General features: G+C 74.8%; 22 protein-coding genes. 10 read left to right on the top strand and 12 right to left on the bottom strand.

Going from position 1 to position 22498, the window contains the following annotated elements; translation table 11 throughout:
* Positions 1-8 precede the first annotated feature (8 nt).
* Both GC722_RS15875 and GC722_RS19035 read right to left on the bottom strand, forming a co-directional pair.
* Positions 9-812 (bottom strand): HAD-IIB family hydrolase, encoded by an 804-nt coding sequence (locus GC722_RS15875; RefSeq protein WP_156611701.1) that lies wholly within the window; start codon positions 810-812, stop codon positions 9-11.
* Complete coding sequence (locus GC722_RS19035; protein ID WP_156611699.1) at positions 809-1789, bottom strand: hypothetical protein; 981 nt, start codon at positions 1787-1789, stop codon at positions 809-811. The genes GC722_RS15875 and GC722_RS19035 overlap by 4 nt, the downstream gene beginning before the upstream one ends.
* A 180-nt stretch (positions 1790-1969) precedes the next feature.
* Here GC722_RS19035 and GC722_RS15865 point away from each other — a divergent pair, with 180 nt between their 5' ends.
* The 5 genes from GC722_RS15865 to GC722_RS15845 all read left to right on the top strand — a co-directional run bounded on the left by GC722_RS15865 (position 1970) and on the right by GC722_RS15845 (position 6792).
* Positions 1970-3019, top strand: a complete 1050-nt coding sequence (locus GC722_RS15865; RefSeq protein ID WP_331714957.1) for an AAA family ATPase — start codon at positions 1970-1972, stop codon at positions 3017-3019.
* 119 nt (positions 3020-3138) lie between these two features.
* Positions 3139-4140, top strand: coding sequence for a DUF58 domain-containing protein (locus tag GC722_RS15860; protein ID WP_156612126.1), 1002 nt, complete (start codon positions 3139-3141; stop codon positions 4138-4140).
* Positions 4137-5105: a VWA domain-containing protein gene (locus tag GC722_RS15855; protein ID WP_331714956.1), complete on the top strand. Its 969-nt coding sequence runs from the start codon at positions 4137-4139 to the stop codon at positions 5103-5105. The genes GC722_RS15860 and GC722_RS15855 overlap by 4 nt, the downstream gene beginning before the upstream one ends.
* Positions 5096-6049, top strand: a complete 954-nt coding sequence (locus tag GC722_RS15850) for a VWA domain-containing protein (protein WP_331714955.1) — start codon at positions 5096-5098, stop codon at positions 6047-6049. The genes GC722_RS15855 and GC722_RS15850 overlap by 10 nt, the downstream gene beginning before the upstream one ends.
* On the top strand, positions 6040-6792 hold the full coding sequence (locus GC722_RS15845) for a YggS family pyridoxal phosphate-dependent enzyme (protein ID WP_331714954.1): 753 nt from the start codon (positions 6040-6042) through the stop codon (positions 6790-6792). The genes GC722_RS15850 and GC722_RS15845 overlap by 10 nt, the downstream gene beginning before the upstream one ends.
* Positions 6793-6805: 13 nt before the next feature.
* On the opposite strand, the gene GC722_RS15840 is transcribed toward GC722_RS15845, so the two are convergent.
* Complete coding sequence (locus GC722_RS15840) at positions 6806-7525, bottom strand: AAA family ATPase (RefSeq protein WP_156611697.1); 720 nt, start codon at positions 7523-7525, stop codon at positions 6806-6808.
* A gap of 146 nt (positions 7526-7671) precedes the next feature.
* Here GC722_RS15840 and GC722_RS15835 point away from each other — a divergent pair, with 146 nt between their 5' ends.
* Positions 7672-8169, top strand: a complete 498-nt coding sequence (locus tag GC722_RS15835; RefSeq protein WP_156611695.1) for a DUF3145 domain-containing protein — start codon at positions 7672-7674, stop codon at positions 8167-8169.
* Between the two features lie 170 nt (positions 8170-8339).
* On the top strand, positions 8340-9002 hold the full coding sequence (locus tag GC722_RS15830; protein WP_156611693.1) for a 4a-hydroxytetrahydrobiopterin dehydratase: 663 nt from the start codon (positions 8340-8342) through the stop codon (positions 9000-9002).
* Between the two features lie 128 nt (positions 9003-9130).
* Here GC722_RS15830 and GC722_RS15825 read toward each other — a convergent pair whose 3' ends face one another.
* The 8 genes from GC722_RS15825 to GC722_RS15790 all read right to left on the bottom strand — a co-directional run bounded on the left by GC722_RS15825 (position 9131) and on the right by GC722_RS15790 (position 17305).
* Entirely contained in the window at positions 9131-9886 is a 756-nt protein-coding gene (locus tag GC722_RS15825; protein ID WP_197430209.1) for a phosphotransferase, read from the bottom strand.
* A 50-nt stretch (positions 9887-9936) separates the two neighbouring features.
* A complete protein-coding gene (locus GC722_RS15820) occupies positions 9937-11364 on the bottom strand; it encodes an acyl-CoA carboxylase subunit beta (protein ID WP_156611688.1) in 1428 nt (475 codons plus the stop codon).
* On the bottom strand, positions 11361-12662 hold the full coding sequence (locus tag GC722_RS15815; protein WP_156611686.1) for a beta-ketoacyl-[acyl-carrier-protein] synthase family protein: 1302 nt from the start codon (positions 12660-12662) through the stop codon (positions 11361-11363). The genes GC722_RS15820 and GC722_RS15815 overlap by 4 nt, the downstream gene beginning before the upstream one ends.
* Positions 12663-12760: 98 nt before the next feature.
* On the bottom strand, positions 12761-13006 hold the full coding sequence (locus GC722_RS15810; RefSeq protein WP_269449894.1) for an acyl carrier protein: 246 nt from the start codon (positions 13004-13006) through the stop codon (positions 12761-12763).
* 161 nt (positions 13007-13167) lie between these two features.
* On the bottom strand, positions 13168-14190 hold the full coding sequence (locus tag GC722_RS15805; protein WP_331714953.1) for a beta-ketoacyl-ACP synthase III: 1023 nt from the start codon (positions 14188-14190) through the stop codon (positions 13168-13170).
* Positions 14187-15404 (bottom strand): acyltransferase domain-containing protein, encoded by a 1218-nt coding sequence (locus GC722_RS15800; protein WP_331714952.1) that lies wholly within the window; start codon positions 15402-15404, stop codon positions 14187-14189. The genes GC722_RS15805 and GC722_RS15800 overlap by 4 nt, the downstream gene beginning before the upstream one ends.
* 91 nt (positions 15405-15495) lie before the next feature.
* Complete coding sequence (locus GC722_RS15795; protein ID WP_331714951.1) at positions 15496-15972, bottom strand: MSMEG_6728 family protein; 477 nt, start codon at positions 15970-15972, stop codon at positions 15496-15498.
* 136 nt (positions 15973-16108) lie between these two features.
* Positions 16109-17305 carry a PucR family transcriptional regulator gene (locus tag GC722_RS15790; protein WP_156611681.1) on the bottom strand — a complete coding sequence of 399 codons (1197 nt, stop codon included), beginning with the start codon at positions 17303-17305 and terminating at the stop codon, positions 16109-16111.
* A gap of 80 nt (positions 17306-17385) precedes the next feature.
* Between GC722_RS15790 and GC722_RS15785 the strand changes: the two genes are divergently transcribed.
* The 3 genes from GC722_RS15785 to GC722_RS15775 are packed head-to-tail and all read left to right on the top strand — an operon-like array spanning position 17386 to position 20299.
* A complete protein-coding gene (locus tag GC722_RS15785; protein WP_156611678.1) occupies positions 17386-18066 on the top strand; it encodes a Pr6Pr family membrane protein in 681 nt (226 codons plus the stop codon).
* A gap of 1 nt (position 18067) precedes the next feature.
* Positions 18068-19078, top strand: a complete 1011-nt coding sequence (locus GC722_RS15780) for a PHP domain-containing protein (RefSeq protein ID WP_156611676.1) — start codon at positions 18068-18070, stop codon at positions 19076-19078.
* A gap of 60 nt (positions 19079-19138) precedes the next feature.
* Positions 19139-20299 carry a hypothetical protein gene (locus tag GC722_RS15775; protein WP_156611674.1) on the top strand — a complete coding sequence of 387 codons (1161 nt, stop codon included), beginning with the start codon at positions 19139-19141 and terminating at the stop codon, positions 20297-20299.
* Here GC722_RS15775 and GC722_RS15770 read toward each other — a convergent pair.
* A complete protein-coding gene (locus tag GC722_RS15770) occupies positions 20296-22479 on the bottom strand; it encodes a hypothetical protein (RefSeq protein WP_156611672.1) in 2184 nt (727 codons plus the stop codon). The two genes, GC722_RS15775 and GC722_RS15770, sit on opposite strands and share 4 nt — an antisense overlap.
* Between the last annotated feature and the right edge of the window lie 19 nt (positions 22480-22498).

Raw genomic sequence — 22498 nt, 5'->3', positions numbered from 1 at the left:
TGCACGGCTCACAGCCAGCTGCGGATGGTCCGCCCGACCGCGGACTCCAGGTTGGAGCCGACGACGGTCGCCCGCAGGTCGGCCAGCGAGGGGTGGGCGTGGGCCATCACGTGCGGACGTCCGACCCACTCCAGCATCGCGCGGTCGTTCGGCATGTCGCCGAAGGCGGCCACCTCGTCGGCGGCGATGCCGCGCTCGTCGCACCAGGCGGCCAGGGTCGAGGCCTTGGTCACCCCGGGGCCGCTCATCTCCAGCAGCCCCCAGCCGTCGATGGCCGAGTGGGTCACGGTCAGCCGGTCGCCCACCACCGGCGCCACCACGGCCGCCAGCTCGTCGGGCGCCAGCTCCTCGTGCTGGGCCAGCAGCTTGACCGCCTCCTGCTGGCCCACCAGCTCCTCGCGCCCGACCCGGCGCACCCGGTCGGCGTTCCCGGCCCGGAAGACGTAGTCGGGGGTGCAGCGGAAGGTGAAGCCGTCCTCCACCCCGAACCGCAGCCCCGGCAGCGCCTCGACCAGGTCGGCCACCACGGTCTCGAGCGAGCGCTGCGGGATGCTGCGGCGCCTCAGCACGCGCTCGCTGGCCACGTCGTAGACCAGCGCGCCGTTGCTGGCGATGACGACCGTGCTGGACAGCCCCAGGTCGGCGATCACCCCCAGCCAGCCGGGCGGACGACCGGTGGCGAACAGCACCTCGATCCCGGCCGCGAGCGCGTCGGCCACCGCGGCGGCGTTCACGTCGCTGACCGTGCCGTCGGGGGAGAGGAAGGTGCCGTCGAGGTCGGAGACCACGAGCCGGGGACGCCAGCCGCTCACAGCCGCGACCTCGGCGAGGGGGACCCGGGCGGGCCGGAGTCCGACGGCTCGCCGCCCCCGGACTCGGTGCCGCTGGGCGAGGGCGAGCCCGACATCGACGGGGTCTGGCTGGGCGAGCCCTCGGTCGGGCTGGGCGAGGCCGAGTCCGGCGACGGGGAGCCCGAGGAGGGGGACGCCGAGGAGGGCGACGCCGACTCCGGCGACGGGGACGCCGAGTCCGGGGAGGGGGAGCCGGAGTCCGGCGGCGGGGAGCCCGACTGCGGCGAGCTGGTCTGCCCGCTCGGCGGCGGCGGCGCCTGCGGCGGGTCGTCGTGGAAGATCCAGATCGCGATCAGCACCGCCAGCGCCGCCAGCAGCATCATCAGCAGCCAGGAGACCAGGATGCTGACCCAGCCCGCCCGCGTGTGGCGGCCCGGCCAGGGCAGCGGCCACAGCCGCGTCAGCCCGGGGCGGACCCGGTCGATCCAGTAGTGGCGGTAGTCCGGGCCCGAGGGGGTGCCCTGCGGCGGCACCATGGCCAGCTGCACGTCGTCGAGGATTTCCCCGGTGCGCCGCACCGACTCCGGCCCGTCGTGGGCGAGCGCGGCCCACGGCGCGGTGGCGGCCTGGCCGGGGACCGGGGGGACGTCGCCCTCGGGGCGGAACCGGCGGGCCAGCCGGCCCTCGTCCTGGCCCTTGCCGCCGCGGGCGACCACGTCGTCGATGTGGAGGGCGTTGATGCGCCCGGCGAACCGCTCCCGGGCGGCCAGGTCGTCCGCGGCGCCCTCCGACAGCAGCACCAGCAGCACCGGGCGGTCCCGGCCGTCGTGGGCGAGGTAGGTGACGCCGCTGGGCTGGGCCAGCAGCCGGGCGTCCAGCCAGAACTCGTCGACCCGCGGCGGGTCGGCCTCGGTCAGCGGGTAGGCGAGCACGTCCTCGGCGGTGCCCTCGGACGGAGGAGGACCGTCGGGAGGTCCCGGGGGCTGCGGCGTCGACATCGGTCCTCATCTCATCACAGGTGTCGGCTGGCACCGGACGAGCCGAGCGCTGCCCGCCGTGATCGGGGCCCATTGTGCCCAACCGGGCCGAGCCCGCCCACGTTGACCGGTCTGCCAGAATGGGCCGAGCCGTCGCTCCGGAGGAGCCTCGAGCCTCGACAGCCGCACCAGGAGACGTGAGTGAGCAACCCGACGAGCACCGACCAGCTGACCAACCAGCAGGCCTCCCGACTGCTCGGCGACGCGATCGCCCAGGTGCAGCGGGTCATCGTCGGCCAGGAGCACATGGTGGAGCAGCTCATGGTCGGGCTGCTGGCCAAGGGCCACATCCTGCTCGAGGGCGTCCCCGGGGTGGCCAAGACCCTGGCGGTGCGCAGCTTCGCCACCGTGGTCGGCGGGGAGTTCTCCCGGGTGCAGTTCACCCCCGACCTGGTGCCCTCCGACATCGTCGGCACCCGCATCTACAAGGCCAGCCAGGAGGGCTTCGACGTCGAGCTCGGCCCGGTCTTCGTCAACTTCGTGCTGGCCGACGAGATCAACCGGGCGCCGGCCAAGGTGCAGTCGGCGATGCTGGAGCTGATGGCGGAGAAGCAGGTCTCCATCGGTGGCCGCACCTACCCGGCGCCGAAGCCGTTCATCGTCATCGCGACGCAGAACCCCGTCGAGTCCGAGGGCGTCTACCCGCTGCCGGAGGCCCAGCGCGACCGCTTCCTGCTCAAGGTGGACGTCCCCTACCCGCGGGGCAACGAGGAGTTCGAGATCCTGCGGCGGATGAGCGTCACCCCGCCGGAGGCCCGCCCGGTGCTCAACCCCCAGCTGGTGCTGGCGCTGCAGGAGCGCGCCTCGAACGTCTTCGTGCACAACCTGGTGGCCGAGTACATCGTCCGGCTGGTGCTGGCCACCCGCACCCCGGCCGAGTTCGGGATGCCGGACCTGACCTCGGTGATCCAGATCGGCTGCAGCCCCCGCGCCACCCTCGGCCTGGTCGCCGCCTCCCGCGCGCTGGCGCTGATCCACGGCCGCGACTACGTGCTGCCCACCGACGTGCAGGCCGTGGCCCGCGACGTGATGGCCCACCGGCTGGTGCTCGGCTTCGACGCCGTCGCCGACAACATCGACCCCTCCCAGGTGGTGGAGCGGGTGGTGGCGATGGTCCCGCCGCCCACCCCGGTGTGGAACGGCCAGCGCCACCCCGAGCAGGGTCGCGCGCCGCAGCCCGACTTCTCCTGACCGGCGCCGTGTCCGTCCCCAGCTTGCCCCCGCCCGCCGGACCGCCGGCCGGGTTCCCCCCGCCCGCGGGCACGCCCCCGCAGGCCTTCCCCCCGCCCGCCGCGTCCGCCCCGGCGGCGCTGTCCTCGGTGGTGGGCGAGCCCACGGTCCCGACCATCCCGCTCAACAAGCTGGCCCCCGAGGCGGCCCTGCGCCGTCTCGAGCTGGCCATCGTGCGGCGGCTGGAGGGGTTCCTGCAGGGCGACCACCTGGGTCTGCTCCCCGGGCCGGGCAGCGAGTCCAACGACGCCCGACCCTACCGTGCCGGCGAGGACGACGTCCGTCGCATCGACTGGGCGGTGACCGCCCGCACCACCGAGGCGCACGTCCGCGACACCGTCGCCGACCGCGAGCTGGAGGTGTGGGCGCTGCTCGACGTCACCCCGTCGATGAACTGGGGCACCGAGGGCGTCACCAAGCGCGACCTCGGCATCGCCGCCGTGGCCACCATCGGCTTCCTCAGCCAGAAGATGGGTGACCGGTTCGGCGGGCTGGTGATGCGCCCCGACGAGATGCGCCGGCTGCCGGCGCGCTCGGGCCGCAGCGCGCTCTACGGGCTGCTGCGCCGGATGCTGACCGAGCCGATCGTGCCCGACCACGAGACGGGCAGCCTGTCGCTGGCCGCCGGCATCGAGGAGCTGGCCCGCACCCAGCGCCGCCGCGGGCTGCGGGTGGTGGTCTCGGACTTCCTCACCCCCGGCGACCACGAGCTCGACCCCAACGTCGAGCCCGAGTGGGAGCGGGCCATGCGCCGGCTGTCGGTGCGCAACCAGGTGCTTGCGGTCGAGGTCGTGGACCGGCGCGAGATCGAGTTCCCCGACGTCGGCGACATGCTGATCCGCGACCCCGAGACCGACTTCGAGCGCTACGTGAACACCGCCGACGAGGCCACCCGGCAGCGGATGGACGCCGCCGCGGCCGCGCAGCGGGAACGGATCCGGATCGCCCTTCGTCGAGCAGGTGTGGGTCACATCCAGCTGCGCACCGACCGCGACTGGGTGCAGGACATCGCCCGCTTCGTGCTGGCCTACCGTCGGGTGGCCAGCATGCTGCACGCGCCGCCGCAGGGGGTGAGCCGGTGATCTTCCCGCCCGACGGGTTCGAGGTGCCGTCCCGGCTGCTCCTGCTGCTCGTCATCCCGGTGCTGGTGGTGCTCTACGTGCTGGCCAGCCGGATGAAGAACCGGCGCGGCATGCGCTACACCAACACCTCCATGCTGGAGTCGGTGATCGGCAAGCAGTCGCAGTGGCGCCGGCACCTGGCGGTGGCGCTGTCGCTGCTCAGCCTGATCACGCTGACCATGGCCTTCGCCCGCCCGGTCGCCCAGGCCGACGAGCCGCTGCCACGCTCGACCATCGTGGTGGTGATCGACGTGTCGCTGTCGATGGAGGCCACCGACATCGAGCCGTCGAGGCTCGAGGCGGCCAAGGTGGCGGCGAGCGAGTTCATCGGCACCATCCCGGCCGAGTACAACGTCTCCGTGGTCAGCATGTCGGGCTCGCCGGCCGTGGTGATCCCGCCGACCACCGACCACGCCGCCGCCGCCCGCGCGGTGTCCACGCTGCAGCCGCAGGAGTCGACGGCCATCGGGGAGAGCCTGGTGACGGCGCTGCGTGCGCTGGAGCAGGCCCCCCAGGACCCCGACGACCCCGACGGCATCGCGCCGGGCTCGATCGTGATGCTGTCGGACGGGGAGAACACCAGCGGCCGGGCGCCGATGCAGGCCGCCGCCGAGGTGGCCCGGGCCGAGGTGCGCACGTTCACGATCGCCTACGGCACCGAGAACGGCTACGTCGACCTGGACGGGGTGCGCGAGCCCGTCCCGCCGGACCCGGTCACGATGCGCCAGATCGCCGAGGCCACCGGCGGCTCCTTCTACGAGGCGGACTCCGCCGGCGACCTGCGCGAGGTCTACGCTGACGTGGCGGTGGAGTCCGGGACCCGCAAGGTGCTGCAGCAGGTCACCGCCCAGTACGCGGGGTTCGGGCTGGTGTTCGCGGTGCTGGCCGCGCTCGGGGCGATCTCGCTGGGGGTGAAGTGGCCGTGATCGAGTTCGCCTTCCCGGCCCGGCTGTGGGCGCTGGCCGCCATCCCGGTGCTGGTCGTGCTCTACCTGGTGATGGCCCGGCGGGTCGCCCGCCGCCGCGGCGGGCGCAGCTCGCTGCAGCTGGTCGTGCCCCGGGACCGCACCTGGCTGCGGCACCTGGCCGTCGCGCTGGCGCTGCTCTCGCTGGTCACCCTCACCCTGGCCTGGGCCAAGCCCACCCAGGACGTCGAGGTGCCCAGCGAGCGGGGCACGATCGTGGTGACCATCGACGTCTCGCTGTCGATGGAGGCCACCGACGTCGAGCCCAACCGGCTCGAGGCCGCCAAGCAGGCGGCCAGCGAGTTCGTCGAGGGGATCCCGCCCCGCTACAACGTCTCGGTGGTGTCGTTCGCGCAGACGGCGGCGATCCTGGTGCCGCCCACCACCGACCACGGCGCCGCGGTGGCGGCCATCCAGAACCTGCAGCTGGCGCCGTCGACGGCGATCGGCGAGGGCATCTACACCTCGCTCAACGCGCTGCTGCAGGTGCCCCCGGACCCGGAGAACCCCGACGAGCCGCCGCCGGCGCGGATCGTGCTGCTCAGCGACGGCAAGACCACGATCGGGCGTCCCGCCGCGCTGGCCGCGGAGCAGGCCGCCGCCCAGGAGGTGCCGATCTACACCATCGCCTACGGCACCGAGAACGGCTACGTCGAGATCAACGGCCAGCGCGAGCCCGTGCCGGTGGACAAGCTGGAGCTGCAGAACGTGGCCGACATCTCCGGCGGCGAGGCCTACGAGGCCCAGTCGGCCCAGCAGCTCAACGAGGTCTACGAGGACATCCAGAGCTCGGTCGGCACCGAGGAGGTGCCGATGGAGACCACCTCCCGCTACGCCGGCGCCGGGCTGGTGTTCGCCGTGCTGGCCTCCCTCGGCCTCGTCTCGCTGGCGGCCCGGTGGCCGTGAGCAGCGGGGTGGTGGCCCGCTACCGGGCCGTGCGGGAGCGGGTGGACGCCGCCTGCCGGCAGGCCGGCCGCGACCCCTCGGAGGTGGAGCTGCTGCCGGTGAGCAAGACCAAGCCGGTGGAGCTGGTGCGCGAGCTGCACGCCGCCGGGGTGCGGACCTTCGGCGAGAACAAGGTGCAGGAGGCGGTGGCCAAGCACCAGCAGACCGCCGACCTGCCCGACCTGCGGTGGTCGGTGATCGGGCACCTGCAGACCAACAAGGCCCGTGACGTCGCCCGCGTGGCGGCGGAGTTCCAGGCGCTGGACTCGGTGAAGGTGGCCGCGGCCCTGGAGCGGCGGCTGCAGGCCGAGGGACGCGGGCTCGACGTGTACCTGCAGGTGAACTCCTCCGGCGAGGAGTCCAAGTTCGGGCTGCCGCCCGAGGAGGTGCCCGCGCTGGCCCGCGAGCTGGCCGCCTTCTCCTCGCTGCGGGTGGTGGGGCTGATGACGCTGGCCGCCCCGAGCCCGGAGGAGGCCGTGGTGCGGGCCTGCTTCGAGCGGGTCCGGGCGGTGCAGCAGGTGCTCCGCGACGACGACCGCGCCGCCGGCAGCTACGACCGGCTGTCGATGGGCATGTCGGGGGACTACGAGCTGGCCATCGCCTGCGGCTCGACCTGCGTGCGGGTCGGCACGGCCATCTTCGGCGAGCGGCCGCCGCAGAACGACTACGCGCACTACTGGCCGGAGGGGCCGAGCACGTCCTGACGGACCCCCGGGCTCAGCGGAGGTGGCGCAGGTAGGCCTGCGGGCCGGCCAGGAAGCGGCGGTAGTGCTCCACCACCGCCAGCTCCTCCCACGTCCGGGGCTCCAGCCCGTCGGCGGTCAGCTCGAGCAGGGTGGCGCCGGGCAGGGCGGCCAGCACGGGGGAGTGGGTGGCCAGCAGCACCTGGCTGCTGCCCGCGGCGAGGATCTCGCCGAGGGAGGCGATCAGCGTCAGCTGGGCGGTGAAGGAGAGCCCGGACTCGGGTTCGTCCATCACGAAGAAGCCCGGGGTCTCGAAACGGCGGGTGCCCAGCAGGTCGAGGAAGCCCTCGCCGTGGCTGCGGTCGTGGAAGCCGGCGTCCTGGCCGCCCGGGTGCTGCTGCAGGTAGCTGTTGAGGCCGTGCAGCGTCTCGGCCCGCACGAAGTAGCCCCAGCGGGAGGCGCCGGCGCCGCGGAGCAGGTGCAGGTGCTCGTGCAGCGGGGACTCCGTGGGGGTGGTGCTGTGGCGGGAGCCGGTGGAACCGCCCTCGGGGGAGAGCCCGTAGGCCATCGCGACCGCCTCCACCAGGGTGGACTTGCCGGTCCCGTTCTCACCCACCAGCACGGTCAGCGGGCCAAGGTCGAGGCCCTCGCGCAGCACCTGGGCCACCGGGGGCAGGTCGTAGGGCCAGCCGGTCGTCGGGGCACCCTCGAAGGCCTGCACCCGCCGCACCGGCAGCTCGGACATCCAGCTCATGGGCCCTGTCTACCGGGTCGCTCCGACAGCCCGGGGCTTCCGCAGACGGGGCCCCTGTTGCACCGAGCCGGATCTGGGGCACAATGGGCGGCGTTCCGCCGGGACGAGGCTGCTGGGGAAGGCAAACCTCGAGGCCTGGAGGAACGATGAGCACGACCAGGGGTGTCCTGTACATCCACTCCGCGCCGTCGGCGCTGTGCCCGCACGTCGAGTGGGCCGTCGGCGGCGTCCTCGGCCTGCCCACGTCCCTGACGTGGTCGGCCCAGCCGGCCGAGCGCGGCAGCTACCGCTCCGAGCTGTCCTGGACCGGCGCCCCGGGCACCGCCGCCCAGCTCACCAGCGCGCTGCGCGGCTGGCAGCGGCTGCGTTTCGAGGTGACCGAGGAGGCCACCGGCAACACCGAGGCCGAGCGCTACTCCTACACGCCCACGCTGGGGGTCTTCCACGCCCTCACCGGGCTGCACGGCGACATCCTGGTGCCCGAGGACCGCATCAAGCACGCCGTCGTCACCGAGGCCCTGGGCGGCAAGCCGCTGCTGCAGTCGCTGGACGAGCTGCTCGGCCGTCCCTGGGACGACGAGCTCGAGGTGTTCCGCCACGCCGGCGACGGCGCCCCCGTCCGCTGGCTCCACCAGGTGGTCTGACCCCACCCCTTCCCCTCCCCATCCCGCCCGCCCACCCGCCCGCCCCTGCCCGCGTGTATGTCGTTCCGGTCTCGCCCGGCGCGCCGCGGCGTGTCGCGGTGTAGCGCGCCGACGGCGTACACGTCCTCAGGGGTCTCGACGACGACACCGGCAGGGAGCAGGATCGGGGCATGAGCGAGAAGCTGACCGGACAGCAGGTCGCCGACGCGGGCCTGGACGACTGGCGCCAGCTCTGGACCCGGCTGCACGCCCGGTTCGAGACCGGCGACTTCGCCACCGGGCTGGCCCTGGTGGACGCGATCGGCGCCGCCGCCGAGGAGCTCGGCCACCACCCCGACGTGGACCTGCGCTACGGCCACGTGGACGTCCGGCTGCTCAGCCACGACGTGCAGGGCCTGACCGGGCGGGACGTCCGGCTGGCGCGCAGGATCTCCGAGCTGGCCGCGGACGCCGGTGTGCGGGCGGCGCCGCAGGACCTCACCTTCGTCGAGATCGGTCTCGACACCGCCGACGCCGCGCAGGTGCGGCCGTTCTGGCAGGCCGTCCTCGGGATCGCCGACACCACCTGGGACGGCGAGGTGGCTGACGACCTGGTCGACCTCGGTGACTCGGTGCCGAACCTGTGGTTCCAGGGCACGGAGCCCCACGAGCCGCCGCGCCAGCGGTTCCACTACGACGTGCACGTGCCCCACGACCAGGTGCAGGCCCGGCTGCAGGCCGCGCTGGCCGCCGGCGGGACCTTGGTCGACGACGGCTCCGCCCCCGCCTTCTGGGTGCTGGCCGACCCCCAGGGCAACCACGCCTGCCTCTGCACCTGGCAGAACCGCGACTGACTGGCTGCCCGCGCCGCCCCCCGGAGGCCCCCGGAGAAGAAGTGGTCGGAGACGACACCGGACAGGGCCCGCAAGGCCGTCGAAGCCGTCGTTCCCGACCACTTCCGACCGGAGGCGACCTCAGGGGGTCAGGGGGAGGTGGGGTCGCCGGCCTGCCAGAGGCGGGTGTAGTAGTCGAGGCGGTCGGCGTCGAGGTCGATGCCGTAGCCCTCGAGCAGCAGCGAGCGGCGCCGGTCGGCGTCGGCCACCTCGGCGAAGTTCCAGCCCGCGCTGAGCACCGCGGGGGCCAGGTCGGCCCAGCGGTCGGCCAGGCCCAGGTTGGACAGGTCGACGTAGCCGCTGCCGCGCGGACGTCCGTCCGGCCCGGCCACCATCAAGAAGTTGGGGTTGCAGGCGTCGCCGTGGCAGACCACCTCGAGGTCGTCCTCGGGCACGTCGCGGACCCCGGCCAGGTCGGCGCCGGGGGAGTGCTCGGCGATGGTGGCCAGCCGGTCCTCCGCCCGCCAGGACCAGGCGCACTCGCGCACCGGCAGGGTGTCGTGCAGCCGGCGCAGCACCCGGCCGAGCTCGACCAGGGTGGCCTCGCACTGCCACTCCGGGGCGATGGCCATGGTGCCGGGCAGCGCCCGGGTGTGCAGCCAGCTGCCCGGCCCGAGCACGGGGTCGTGCCCGGCGCCCACGGCCAACACACGCGGTGCGGGCAGCCACCGCGAGACCCACGCCGACTTCTCCGCCTCCCGGCCCAGGTCGATCTCCCAGTGCTCGGGCGACCACTTGACGTACTCCCCGGCGCCCTCGACGAGGAAGGTCAGCCCGCCGAGGTCGTTGCGCCAGACGCCGCGCAGCGGACGTCCGGCGGCCAGCTCCCGCACCACCTGCGGCACGGGTACCTCCGCCACCTCCATCACGCCCACGTCGGCCGCCCCGCCGCCGGCTACAGCGGGATGTTGGTGTGCTCGCCGCGCTGGCCGTGGTCGGCCTCGCGGAGGGCGGCGGCCAGCGCCGTGCGGGTGCGGTCGGGGGTGACGATCTCGTCCACCACGCCGATCTCGACGGCCTTCTCCACCCCGCCGGCGATGCGCTCGTGCTCGGCGGCCAGCTCCGCCTCGACCTGCGGGCGGACGTCCTCGGGCACCTGGGCCAGCTTGCGCCGGTGCAGCACCCGGATGGCGGCCACCGGACCCATCACCGCGATCTCCGCACCCGGCCAGGCGAGCACCTTGGTGGCGCCGAGGGAGCGGGCGTTCATGGCGATGTAGGCGCCGCCGTAGGCCTTGCGGGTGACCAGGGTGATCCGGGGCACCACCGACTCGGAGAAGGCGTGCAGCAGCTTGGCGCCACGGCGGACCACGCCGTCCCACTCCTGGCCGACCCCGGGCAGGTAGCCCGGCACGTCGACGAGCACCAGCAGCGGCACCCCGAAGGTGTCGCACATCCGCACGAAGCGGGCCGCCTTCTCCGCGCTGAGGGAGTCCAGGCAGCCGCCCAGCCGCAGCGGGTTGTTCGCCACCACCCCGACGGTGCGTCCGCCGAAGCGGCCCAGCACCACCGACACGTTGGGCGCCCACCGGGCGTGCAGCTCGATCGAGGAGCCCTCGTCCAGCAGCCCGTCCACCAGCGGGTGCACGTCGTAGGCGCGGCGGGCGGAGTCGGGCATGAACTCGGCCAGGTCGACGTCGGCCACCTCGCCGACCGTGCCCTGGCTGGCGAACAGCGTGGTCAGCAGCCGGCCGCGGGCCATGGCGTCGGCCTCGTCGTCGGCCACCACGTGCACCACCCCGGAGCGGCGGCCGTGCGCGTCGGGACCGCCGAGGCGGAGCATGTCGACGTCCTCGCCGGTGACCGAGCGGACCACGTCGGGACCGGTGACGAAGATGCGGCCCTCGGGAGCCAGGATCACCACGTCGGTCAGCGCCGGGCCGTAGGCGGCGCCGCCGGCGGCGAAGCCGAGCACGATCGAGATCTGCGGGATCTTGCCCGAGGCGGTGGTCATGGCGTGGAAGATCCGGCCCACCGCGTGCAGGCTGAGGACGCCCTCGGCCAGCCGGGCGCCGCCGGAGTGCCAGATGCCGATGACCGGGACGCGGTCCGCCATCGCGCGCTCGTAGGCGCGCACGACCACGTCGCAGCCGTCCATGCCCATGGCCCCGCCCATCACGGTGGGGTCGGAGCAGAAGGCGACCACCCGGCAGCCGTTGATGGTGCCGGTGGCGGCCAGCATGCCCGAGTCGTCGTCGGGGGTGATGAGCTCCACCGAGCCCTCGTCCAGCAGGTTCGCCAGCCGGAAGTTGGGGTTGCGGGGGTCCTCCTCGCGGGGGAGCTTCGCCTTGGCGGCCGGTGCGGGTGCGGCGGTGGTGCTCATGCCTGGTCTCCTGCCTGGGTCGGACGCGGGGCGTCGGCGTGCTCGTTGGTGAACAGGACCGACACGTTGGCCCCGCCGAAGCCGAAGGAGTTGTTGATCGCGGCCAGGTCGCCGGCGGGCAGCTCCCGGACGGTGGTGGCGACGTCGATGCCCAGGTCGGGTTCGATGGTGTCGACGTTGATGGTGGCGGGCACCGTGCGGTGCTGCAGGGCCAGCAGCGTGGCCAGCGACTCCAGCGCCCCCGCGCCGCCCAGCAGGTGACCGGTCATCGACTTGGTGCCGGTCACCACCACCTGGTCGGTGGCCTCGCCGAGGGCCTTGCGGATCGAGAGCGCCTCGGTGACGTCGCCCTGCGGGGTGGAGGTGGCGTGGGCGTTGACGTGCACGACGTCGCGGGCGGTCAGCCCGGCGTCGGCGAGGGCGTGCGTCAGCGCCGCGCTCTGCCCGACGCCGCGGGGGTCGGGCTGCACCATGTCGTGGGCGTCGTTGGAGTAGCCGGCCCCGGCCAGGGTGGCGTAGATGTGGGCCCCGCGGGCGCGGGCGTGCTCGAGGGTCTCCAGCACCAGCATCACCGCGCCCTCGCCGAGGACGAAGCCGTCGCGGTCGACGTCCCAGGGCCGGGAGGCCCGCTCGGGCTCGTCGTTGCGCTTGCTGAGGGCCTGCATCTGGGCGAAGGTCGCCAGCGGCAGCGGGTGCACGACGCCCTCGGTCCCGCCGACGAGGGCGATGTCGGCGCGGCCGAGGCGGATCATGTCCAGCCCCTGGGCGATCGACTCGTTGCTGGAGGCGCAGGCGGCCACCGGGGTGTGCACGCCGGCGCGGGCGCCGAGACGCAGACCGACGCTGCCGGCGGAGGCGTTGGCCATCAGCATGGGGATGGCGAAGGGGCTGACCCGTCGGTGGCCCTTCTCCTTCTGCACGTCCCAGGTGTTGAGCAGGGTGTGCAGGCCGCCGATGCCGGTGGCGATGGAGACGCCGAAGCGGTCGGGGTCGACGCGCTCGTCCTTGACCTCCAGGCCGGCGTCGGCCCACGCCTCGAGGGCGGCCACGGTGGCCAGCTGGGTGTTGCGGTCCATCCGCCGGGCCTCGACCCGCTCGAGCACGGTCTCGGGCTCGACGGCGACCTCGGCGGCGATCCGGACGGGCAGCGGCTGGGCCCACTCCTGGGTCAGCAGGTGCACGCCGGAGCGGCCGGCGAGCAGACCGGCCCAGGTGCTGGGGACGTCGCCGCCCAGCGGTGTGGTGGCGCCGAGACCGGTGACGACGACGGTGCGACCGGAGACGGAACGGCTGCTCATGGCTGTGCTCCTGCGGTGGTGGGAGGGACGGCGGGTGGTGCGGGGAGGTGGTGCGGCCGGCAGCCGGCCGCCCGGTGACCGGGCGGCCGGCGAGGGGCTCAGGCGCGGGCGCGCTCGATGTAGGCCACGGCGTCGCCGACGGTGCGGAGGTTCTTGGCCTCCTCGTCGGGCACCTCGACGTCGAACTCGTCCTCGACGGCCACGATGATCTCGACCATCGACAGCGAGTCGACGTCCAGGTCGTCGGTGAAGGACTTGTCCAGCTGCACGTCGTCGGCGGACACGCCGGCGACCTGGTTGACGATCTCGGCCAGCTTGGCGCGGATCTCTTCGGTGGTGGCCATCAGCTCTCCTTCGTAGTCGCCCGCGGACGGGCGCTGTGGGTGCGCACCCGGGACGGGCGCTCGGTGGTTCCGTGGTCAGCCGCGGTGACGGCCGACCCTCGGGGGTGTGTCGGGTGACACGCCGTCGCAAGCTCGACGGTGGATCTGGGTGGGGGTGGGGCTCACGGCAGCACCACGACCTGGCCGGCGTAGACCAGCCCGGCGCCGAAGCCGATGATCAGCGCCGTCTGGCCGGAGCGGACCGCCCCCTCCTCGTAGAGGGCCTCGATGGCCAGCGGGATGGAGGCCGCCGAGGTGTTGCCCTGGTGGACGATGTCGCGCCCCACGACCACGTCGTCGGGCAGGCCCAGGGTACGGGTCATGGCGGTGGTGATGCGGTCGTTGGCCTGGTGCGGGATGAAGGCGTCCAGCTCCTCGGGGGCGATGCCGGAGCGCTGCAGCGCCTCGCGGGCCTTCTCGGCCACGGTGTAGGAGGCCCACTTGAACACGTCCCGCCCGGCCATCCGCAGGGTGGGGAAGCGGGGTTCGCCCTCGCGGGCCTCGCCGTGCGGGCCGACGACCTCGTCCCAGCCCTGGGTCTGGTAGATGGTGGGCGCCTTCTCGCCGTCGGAGCCCCACACCACCGGCCCGATCGCGGGCACGTCGCTGGGGCCGATCACGGCGGCCCCGGCGCCGTCGGCGAAGATGAACGCCGTGCCGCGGTCGGATCGGTCGGTGAGGTCGCTCAGCCGTTCGACGCCGATGGCGAGCACGTAGGTCGCCGCGCCGCTGCGGATCATCGCGTCGGCCATCGCCGTGGCGTAGCAGAACCCGGCGCAGGCGGCCGAGATGTCGAAGGCGGCTGCGCTGGCGGCGCCGACGTCGTAGGCGATCAGCGGGGCGACCGCCGGGGTCTGGTGCAGGTGGCTGACGGTGGAGACGATCACGCAGTCGATCTGGCCGGCCTCGACCCCCGAGCGCTGGATGGCCTTGCGCGCGGCCTCGCCGGCCATCATCGCCACCGTCTCGTCGGGGGCGGCCCAGCGGCGCTCGACGATGCCCGAGCGGGTGCGGATCCACTCGTCGGTGGAGTCGATCATGGTGCAGATCTCGGCGTTGTCGACCACCCTGCGCGGGCGGTACCCGCCGACCCCGAGGATGCGCGCGTAGGGCGCGCCGCTGGACGCCTGGAGGGTCCCCGTCACCGGTTGACCTCGGCCGCCGACACGGTCTCCACGACCGGGTGCAGCCGCAGCAGCGGCTGACCGGGGGAGACCGGGTCGCCGTCCTCGACCAGCCACTCGACCACCACGCCGCCGTGCGGGGCGCTGACCGGGATCTCCTCGCGGAGGTTGGCCACGGTGCCCACGGTGGCGGCCGGCGGCAGCACCTCGTCGACGTCCACGCCCTCGGTGCGGACGAACTCACCCTTGCCGGGAGCCACCACCAGGCGCCAGGTGGGGTTGGCGTGCTGGCCGTTGGAGACCTGGTCGGCGCCGTGCTTGCGGACGAAGTCCAGGGCGTCGGGGATCTGGTCGGGGGTGTTGAGGGCGAACACCTCGACCCCCTTGAGGTTGCGCTTGGCGATGCCGGTCAGCGTGCCGGCCGGCGGCACCTCGAGCAGCCCGGTGACGCCCAGGTCGGCCATGGTCTGCAGGCAGAGGTCCCAGCGGACCGGGTTGGCGACCTGGCGGACGATGCGGTCGAGCACCTCGCGGCCGTGCTGGACGACCTGGCCGTCGGCGTTGGAGAGCAGCCGGATGCGCGGGTCGTAGGTGGTGATGGCCTTGGACAGCTTCTCCAGGTGGGCCACCGCCGGCGCCATGTGCACGGTGTGGAAGGCCCCGGCCACGCTCAGCGGCACCAGCCGGGCGCCCTTGGGCGGGTCGGCGGCCAGGGCGGCGAGCTGCTCGGTCGTCCCGGCGGCCACCACCTGCCCGGTGCCGTTGTGGTTCGCCGCGGTCAGCCCGTGCCGCTCGAGGGTCGCGAGCACCTCCTCCGGCTCGCCCCGCAGCACGGCGGTCATCGAGGTGGGACGGGCGGCGCTGGCCTCGGCCATCGCCCGGCCGCGCTCGCGCACCAGCACCATCGCCTGCTCGGCGCGGATGACGCCGACCCCGGCCGCGGCGGTCAGCTCACCCACCGAGTGCCCGGCGGCCACGCCGGTGAAGCCGAACGCGTCGGCGGGGTGGGGGAACAGCTCGAGGGACGCGAGCAGCCCGGCGGCCACCAGCAGCGGCTGCGCCACGGCGGTGTCGCGGATGGTCTCGGCGTCGGCCTCGGTGCCGTAGTGCACGAGGTCCAGCCCGGCCACCGCCGACAGCCACGTCAGCCGGTCGGCGAAGGAGGACTCCGTCAGCCAGGGCTTGAGGAATCCGGGGGTCTGGGCGCCCTGTCCGGGCGCGACGATGGCGAGCACAGGTCCACTCTCCCCGTTCGGCCCCCCGCCCGCGCGGAGGGACATCACCAAGATGGCCGGGGGATCTTGTGGAGACCCTACAAACGCCTCGTCACAGCGGACGGACGTCCGGGCCCGGCCAGACGTAGTCGAGGTCGTCGGGGGTGCCGGGGAACAGCGGGCCGTAGTGGGCCGGGTCCTTCTGCAGCAGCTTGGACCGGTGCGAGCGGTGCACGGCCTCCTGGCCCAGCCACCACGGCGGCCGGTGCTCGCCGCGGCGCCACTGCGCCAGCTCGTCGGTCTCGGGGTCGACCAGCGACGGCAGCGCCAGCTCGGCCAGCGTCGACTCCAGGCAGGTGTCGCCGAACCCGCGCGAGACCCACTCCGCGCACACCGCCACCTGGTAGTCCATCAGCGAGCCGCGGTGCCCGCGCCACATCTTGGCCACCGGGTGGTGCCGCCAGCCGTAGCCGGCGACGGTGAGCGCCCGCATCACCTGCAGCGTCTCCACCCGCTGCTTGCCCAGCCGGCGCTGGTCCAGCACCCGGGCGCTGGCCGCGAAGTCGGCGTAGGGCAGGAAGGTCTGCACGCCGCCACGCTACGCGCCCCGCCTCAGCCCCTCGTGCCCCGCCTCAGCCCCTCGTGCCCCGCCTCAGCCCTCGCGCCCCGCCTCAGCCCTCGCGCCCCGCCTCAGCCCCCCGTGCCCCGCCTCAGCGCTCGTGTCCTCAGCGCTGCAGGCGTCCCAGGGTCAGCGCGACCCGCAGCACGTAGGACTCGCGGGGGTCGGTGGGGCTGAAGCCGGTCACCTGGTGGATCCGCCTCAGCCGGTAGCGGACCGTGTTGGGGTGCACGAACAGCGCGCGGGCGGTGGCCTCCATGGAGGAGCCGCAGTCCAGGAAGGTGGTCAGCGTGTCCAGCAGGTCGCCGTTGACGGCCGCCAGCGGGCCGTAGACGTCGGTGGCCAGCGCCCGGCGCGCGTGCCCGTCGCCGGAGAGCGCCCGCTCCGGCAGCAGGTCGTCGGTGCCCACCGGGCGGGGTGCGGTGGGCCAGGCCACCGCGGCACGGAGTCCGGACACGGCCGCCCGGGCCGACCGGGCGGCGTCGACGAGGTGCTCCACCACGGGACCCACCACGATGGGTCCGGGGCCGAAGGCGGCGACCAGGTGGGTGGCCTCGGTCACCGCGGCGTCGCCGTCGGCCAGCGCCTCACCGCCCAGCACCACCACCAGCCGGTCGCCCTGCACGGCCGCCAGCACGTCGAGGTGGCGCTGCCGGGCCAGGCGGCGGACGTCGTCGAGGGCGTTGTCGCGGTCGGGGTCGGCGCCGATCACCACCACCACGGACTGGGTGGAGCGCCAGCCCAGCGTGGACGCCCGCGACAGCACGGTCTCGTCGGTCTCCCCGCGCAGCACCGAGTCGACGACCAGCGCCTCCAGCCGGGCGTCCCAGGCGCCGCGCATCTCCGCCGCCCGGGCGTACACCTCGGCGGCGGCGAAGGCGACCTCGCGGCTGTAGCGGGTGATCGCCACCTGCAGGTGCGCCCGGTCGTTGCGGGGCATCACCTCGTGCAGCTGGGTCTCCACCGCGTCGATGGTGGTCCGCACCAGCTCCACCGTCTGCTGCAGCGAGATCGCCCGGGCCAGCGCCCGCGGCGCGGTGCCGAAGACGTCGGCTCCGGTGGTGGCGGAGGCGTCGGGGTCGCTGAACCAGCGCACGAACCCGTCGATGCCGGCCTGGGCCACCAGCGTGATCCAGGACCGCTTCTCGGCGTCGAGGGCGGAGAACCAGGGGTGGCGGGCGTCCATCTCGGCCACCGCGGCGGTGGTCATCCGGCCCGAGGCGGCGGCCAGCCGCCGGGCGATGGCGGCGCGGGTGCGCGGCGACGGACCCGCGCCCCGCTCGCTGCTCCTGCCCCCGGCCATGCTGGCGACCCTATCGGCCCGGGCGGGGTGGGAGGATGGTCACCGGCGCCGCAGGGAGCGCCGGACGAGCGAGGAGCCGGATGCCGACCACGACCGTGCGGGTCCCCACGCGGGTCGAGGGCCCCAGCCTGGCGGCGGTCACCCTGTGGCGGATGCTGCTGGCCGGCTGCGGCTGGCTCGGGGTGGGGATGGGTCTGCTGGACGACGGCCGGGTGCAGTGGGCGAACCTGGCCTACTTCACCCAGGTGTCCACGCTGGCCGTGGCGCTGACGGCCACCGGCTCGCTGCTCGCCCCGCTGGTGCTGGGCGGGGCGCTGGAGACCCGCTGGGGCGTCGCCCGCGGGGCCGCCACGACCTACGCCACCGTCACCCTGGTGGTCTACGCCCTGCTGCTCGGCGGCGACTACAGCCAACCGGTCAGCCTCCTCACCCACGTCGTGGTGCCCTGCCTGGCCGCGCTCGACTGGCTGCTGGTGGGACGCAACCAGCTGCTGGCCTGGTGGTGGCCGCTGGCCTGGCTCGCCGTCCCGGTCCTGTACCTGGTCACCTACGTCGCCGGCGGCGAGGCGCTCTACCCCTTCCTCGACCCCGCCTCACCGGGCTTCGCCGACTACGTGCTCTACCTGAGCGTGGGCTTCCTCGCCGTGGGCTACGGGTGGTGGGGTGTGGGACGGCTGCGTGCCCTGCGCTGGCCGCCGCAGACCGTCCCGGCCGCCGAGGCCCTCACCGGACGCCCCCGACCCCGAACCAGGAGGAGCTGACATGGATCCCGTCGAGGCCCTGCACGAGATCGGCTTCCTGCTCGAGCGGAGCCGGGCCGACACCCACCGGGTCAAGGCCTACCGCCGGGCCGCCGCCACGGTGGCCGCCATGACGGCCGCCGAACGCGAGGACCGGCAGCGTCGCCGCAGCTGGGCGGAGGTCCCCGGCCTGGGCCCCAAGACGGTGGCGGTGATCAGCCAGGCCCTCGACGGCCGGGTGCCGGACTACCTGGCCGGGCTGCGCGAGCAGAAGGCGCCCCTGGTCGAGGGAGGTGACCGGGTCCGGGCCGCGCTGCGCGGCGACCTGCACTGCCACTCCGACTGGTCCGACGGCGGCAGCCCGCTGACGGAGATGATGACCACCGCCCGCTCCCTCGGCCACCAGTACTGCGCCATCACCGACCACTCGCCACGGCTCACCGTGGCCCGCGGGCTCACCCCGGCCCGGCTCCGTCAGCAGCTGGCGGCGGTGGCCGAGCTGAACGAGGAGCTCGCGCCGTTCCGGGTGCTGCGCGGCATCGAGGTCGACATCAACGAGGACGGCACCCTGGACCAGGAGGCGGACCTGCTCGACGAGCTCGACGTGGTGGTGGCCAGCGTGCACTCCAAGCTGCGCTCGGACTCCGAGACCATGACGATGCGGATGGTGACCGCGATCGCGAACCGGCGCACCGACGTGCTGGGTCACTGCACCGGGCGGCTGGTCGAGGGGGAGCGGGGCACCCGCCCGCCCTCGCAGTTCGACGCCGAGGTGGTCTTCGAGGCCTGCCGGCAGTTCGACGTGGCGGTCGAGATCAACTCCCGGCCCGAGCGCTGCGACCCGCCCGACGAGCTGCTGGCGCTGGCCGTGGACACCGGCTGCCTGTTCAGCATCAACACCGACGCCCACGCCCCCGGCCAGCTCGACTTCCAGGCCTACGGGGCGGCCCGGGCCGAGGCGGCCGGGATCCCGCCGGAACGGATCGTCAACACCTGGCCGGTCGAGGAGCTGCTGGCCTGGACCACCCGCTGACGGCGGGGGCCGGCGGGCCGTCCGGGCGCCGGGTCGGGGGCCCGCGCGCATACTGGGGGAGTGGACGTCATCGACGACGACCGCGACGTCCTCGAGGCCGGACGTTCGCCGTGGGGGGCACGGCTGCTGACCGTGGTGGTGGCGGTCGTCGCCGTGGTGCTGGGTCTGGGCCGCACCGGCGATCCCGCGCCCCCACCACCACCGGCTCCCCGCGTCTCGACGCCTCCCGCTCCGCCCGTGCCGATGCCCAGCGCCCCGCCGCCGGCCGAGGCCGACCCCCGGCCCGTCGAGCTCGCCGGGGCGGGCCCGGTGCTGCCGGGCGGCCGCGGTGAGGTGGCCTGGCTACGCACCGCCCGCGCCGTGCTGGCGGTCGACCTCGGCACCGGACGGGTGCTGCGCACCCCGGTGCGGCTGCCGGTGCCGGGCGGGTCGTCGGCGCTGATCGCCGGCCCCGACGGCGTGCTGGTGCTCGACGCCGACCCGCGCCGGGCGGGGGCGGCCGCGCTGGTGTGGGGCGAGCTCCCCGCCGGGCCCGCCTGGCGCTTCGGACGCTCCCGCACGGTGCTGCCCGGGCCCGGGTCCTCGCTGTACCTGGCCGACCAGCCGGGCGAGGACCGGACCCGCTTCTTCCGGGTGCTGTTCAACGGTGCCGACCTGCCCGGGACGGTCCCCGCCGAGGGGGGACGGGTGACCTCGGACGGTCGTGGCGGGCTGCTGCAGGAGGACCGTCGCGGGCTCTGGCGGCTCGGCGAGGACGGCCGGACGCAGCTCAGCACGGGACGGCTGCTGGCCGTCGGACCGAACCACCTGCTCATCAGCGAGTGCGGCCCGTGGCACTACTGCGTGCAGGTGCTCCTCGACCAGCGCACCGGTGAGCGGCGGGCGGTGCCGGGCTGGCCCCGCGACGCCGCCGACCCCGGGCGCATCTCGCCCGACGGGCGCCGGGTGGCGGTGGTGGTCCGCGGCCGGGACCGGGCGCAGCTGCAGCTGGTGGCCACCGACCGCTCCTGGCCGGTGGCGGTCTGGGACGAGCAGAGCGCGCTCGCGGTCGAGCCGGCCAGCACCTTCGCGTTCAGCGCGGACGGCAGCTCGCTGCTGGCCGTGCACGGTGGCCGGCTGCTGGTGGTGGACGCCCTCACCGGCCGGTCCCGGCCGGCGGACCTGGGGCAGGCCGAGGGGGAGCGGCTGCTGCAGCTGAGCCTGGCCCCCGCCCAGGACTAGCTGCGGGCCAGCCGTCCGGGCAGGTCGGGCTCCAGCGCGCCGTAGGCCGTCGACGCCCACGGCTCGGCGCCCGAGTCGTGGTAGCGCACCGGGCCGTCCGGGCCGGGCAGCGCCAGCACCTCGGGCTCCTGGCCGGCGTCCACCGAGGCGGCGCAGGCCCGGCAGCAGGGCACCGCGCGTCCGGCGATCGTCCGCTCCTCGGTCGCGGCCGGGTGCAGCGGCGAGGACCAGCACCCGGGCGCGGCCTCCCACGCCCGTCCCGCGGTCGCGGCGGCGGCCGCGGCGGCACCCCGTCGAGCCAGCACCAGGGCGCCCAGGTGGTCGGCGGGGTTGTCGGAGCCGACCAGGGTCTGCGCCGCCTCGGCGTGGCGCCGGGCGGCCGTGGCGGCCTCGGTGGCGGCGGCCGTCGGGTTGAGGAAGCGCAGGGTGCGTTCCAGGTTCCCCACCTCGAACTCCGCCGAGCGTCGCCAGCCGGACACCTCCCAGGAGCTCACCTCGGCCAGCGGCCGCGGGCGCAGCCCCCCTGCCCCCGCGGCGGGTGCGCCCGCCGCCGCCGTCGCTGCTGCCGCTGCTGCCGCCGCCGCTGCACCCGCCGCCGCACCCGCCGCCGCGGCGGCCGCCGGAGGAGCCAGTGGCTCAGCGGCGACCGGCTGCTCCCGGTCGGTCTGCTGCTCGCGGACCGGGCGCTCGGGGACGGGCCGCCCGCGGTCGGCCGGACGCCCGGGGACCGGGCGCTCCGGAACGGGCCGCCTGCGGGCCTCGGGCCGGTCGCCCGGCCGGCCGGTCGGGCGGCGGGACACCGGCGCCGGCTCCGGCAGCCACTGGGACGGCTCGACCTGCGGCCCCTTGCGCTTCAGCCGGCGCACGGTCGGCGAGGCCAGCACCAGCCCCAGCACCAGCCCGACCGGGACGACGAGCAGCCCGGTCACCGGCACCACCGCCAGCACCGCACCGAGCGAACCGCCGTAGTAGTCGCTGCGGGGGAACGGGCGGACCTCCCGCGGCCCCTCCTCGTCGCTGTCGCGGATGAGCTCGGACACCATGAAGGTGATGCGGTCCGAGCCCGCCTCGGCGTCCAGCGAGTCGGCCCAGTGGTAGGTGTCCCCGGACAGCCGGAAGTCGAAGGCGTCCACCTCGTCGGGGCTGGCCGAGACCCACAGCCCCGGCTGGCCGGTCGTCCACGCCACCTCCAGCAGGCCGTCCCCGTCCTGCGTGGGGTACCAGACCGCCACCCGGGTCGGCACCACCGCGTCCTCGGCGAGCGCCTCCAGGCGGGCCTGGCGCTCCGGCGTCATCCACCCCTGCAGGTCGGGGCTCACCCACACCCGCGCCCCCGCCTCGAAGGCCTCGGCCGCCGCCAGCGACTGGTCGCCGGCGACGGGCGGCGGAGGGATGCGCTGGCTCATCAGCACCCAGGTGGCGGTCGCCGTCCCCGTGGTCAGCGCCAGGGCCGCGGCCGTGGCCAGCAGCCGGCGCGGCAGCGGCTGGCTCACCCCGGCCCGGCGCCGCGCCCGCGAGGTGCGCAGCCGTGAGCCGGCGGCCGCGCTGAGCGTGCCCAGGGCGACCACGCCGGTGAAGATGAGCCGTTCGTCGACGGCCTCGAGGTGCTCGCCGAGGTCGGTCTCGACCAGCCAGCCCGAGCTGCGCACGGCGTCGGTGTCCACCTCGTCCACCCCGCCGTCGGCCACCGAGAGCACCGCAAGGTAGGTCTGCATCGCCGTCGTGGGGTACCCGGGATCGGCCAGCTCACGGGCCAGCGACCTGCCCTGGTAGGCGTTGCTGAGGACCTCGGTCTCGTCCTGGCCGACCACCGCCAGCTCCTGCGAGCCGATGATCGACTCGGCGGTGGAGCCCAGCTCCACCAGGTACAGCCCCTCACCGAGCTCGGCCGAGAGCAGCGGGACCAGGTCCTCGGCCGGCTGCTCGCGGCCCTCGAGCTCGTCGGGGGCCAGGTCCAGCACGACGTAGACCGGCAGCGGGGCGCGGGCGGCGGCCTCGGTGATCAGGGCGTCCACCTCGGCGGTGCGACCCGCGCCCATCATGGTGTTCACCTGCACCGGGTCCTGCCGGAGCCGCTCCACCAGCTCGGCCACCGTGTCCGGCGGGGGGTAGGCGCCCGCGGGGAGGGCGGACCACCAGCACGCGAGTACTCCGGCCAGCAGCACCAGGGCGCGTCGCATCGGGACCTTTCGTCGAGGA

Origin of the sequence: Auraticoccus cholistanensis (assembly GCF_009742705.1) — a bacterium.
Lineage (GTDB): Bacteria > Actinomycetota > Actinomycetes > Propionibacteriales > Propionibacteriaceae > Auraticoccus > Auraticoccus cholistanensis.
Note: the sequence above shows the minus strand (reverse complement) of the source record. Positions and strands in the feature narration are given on the sequence as shown.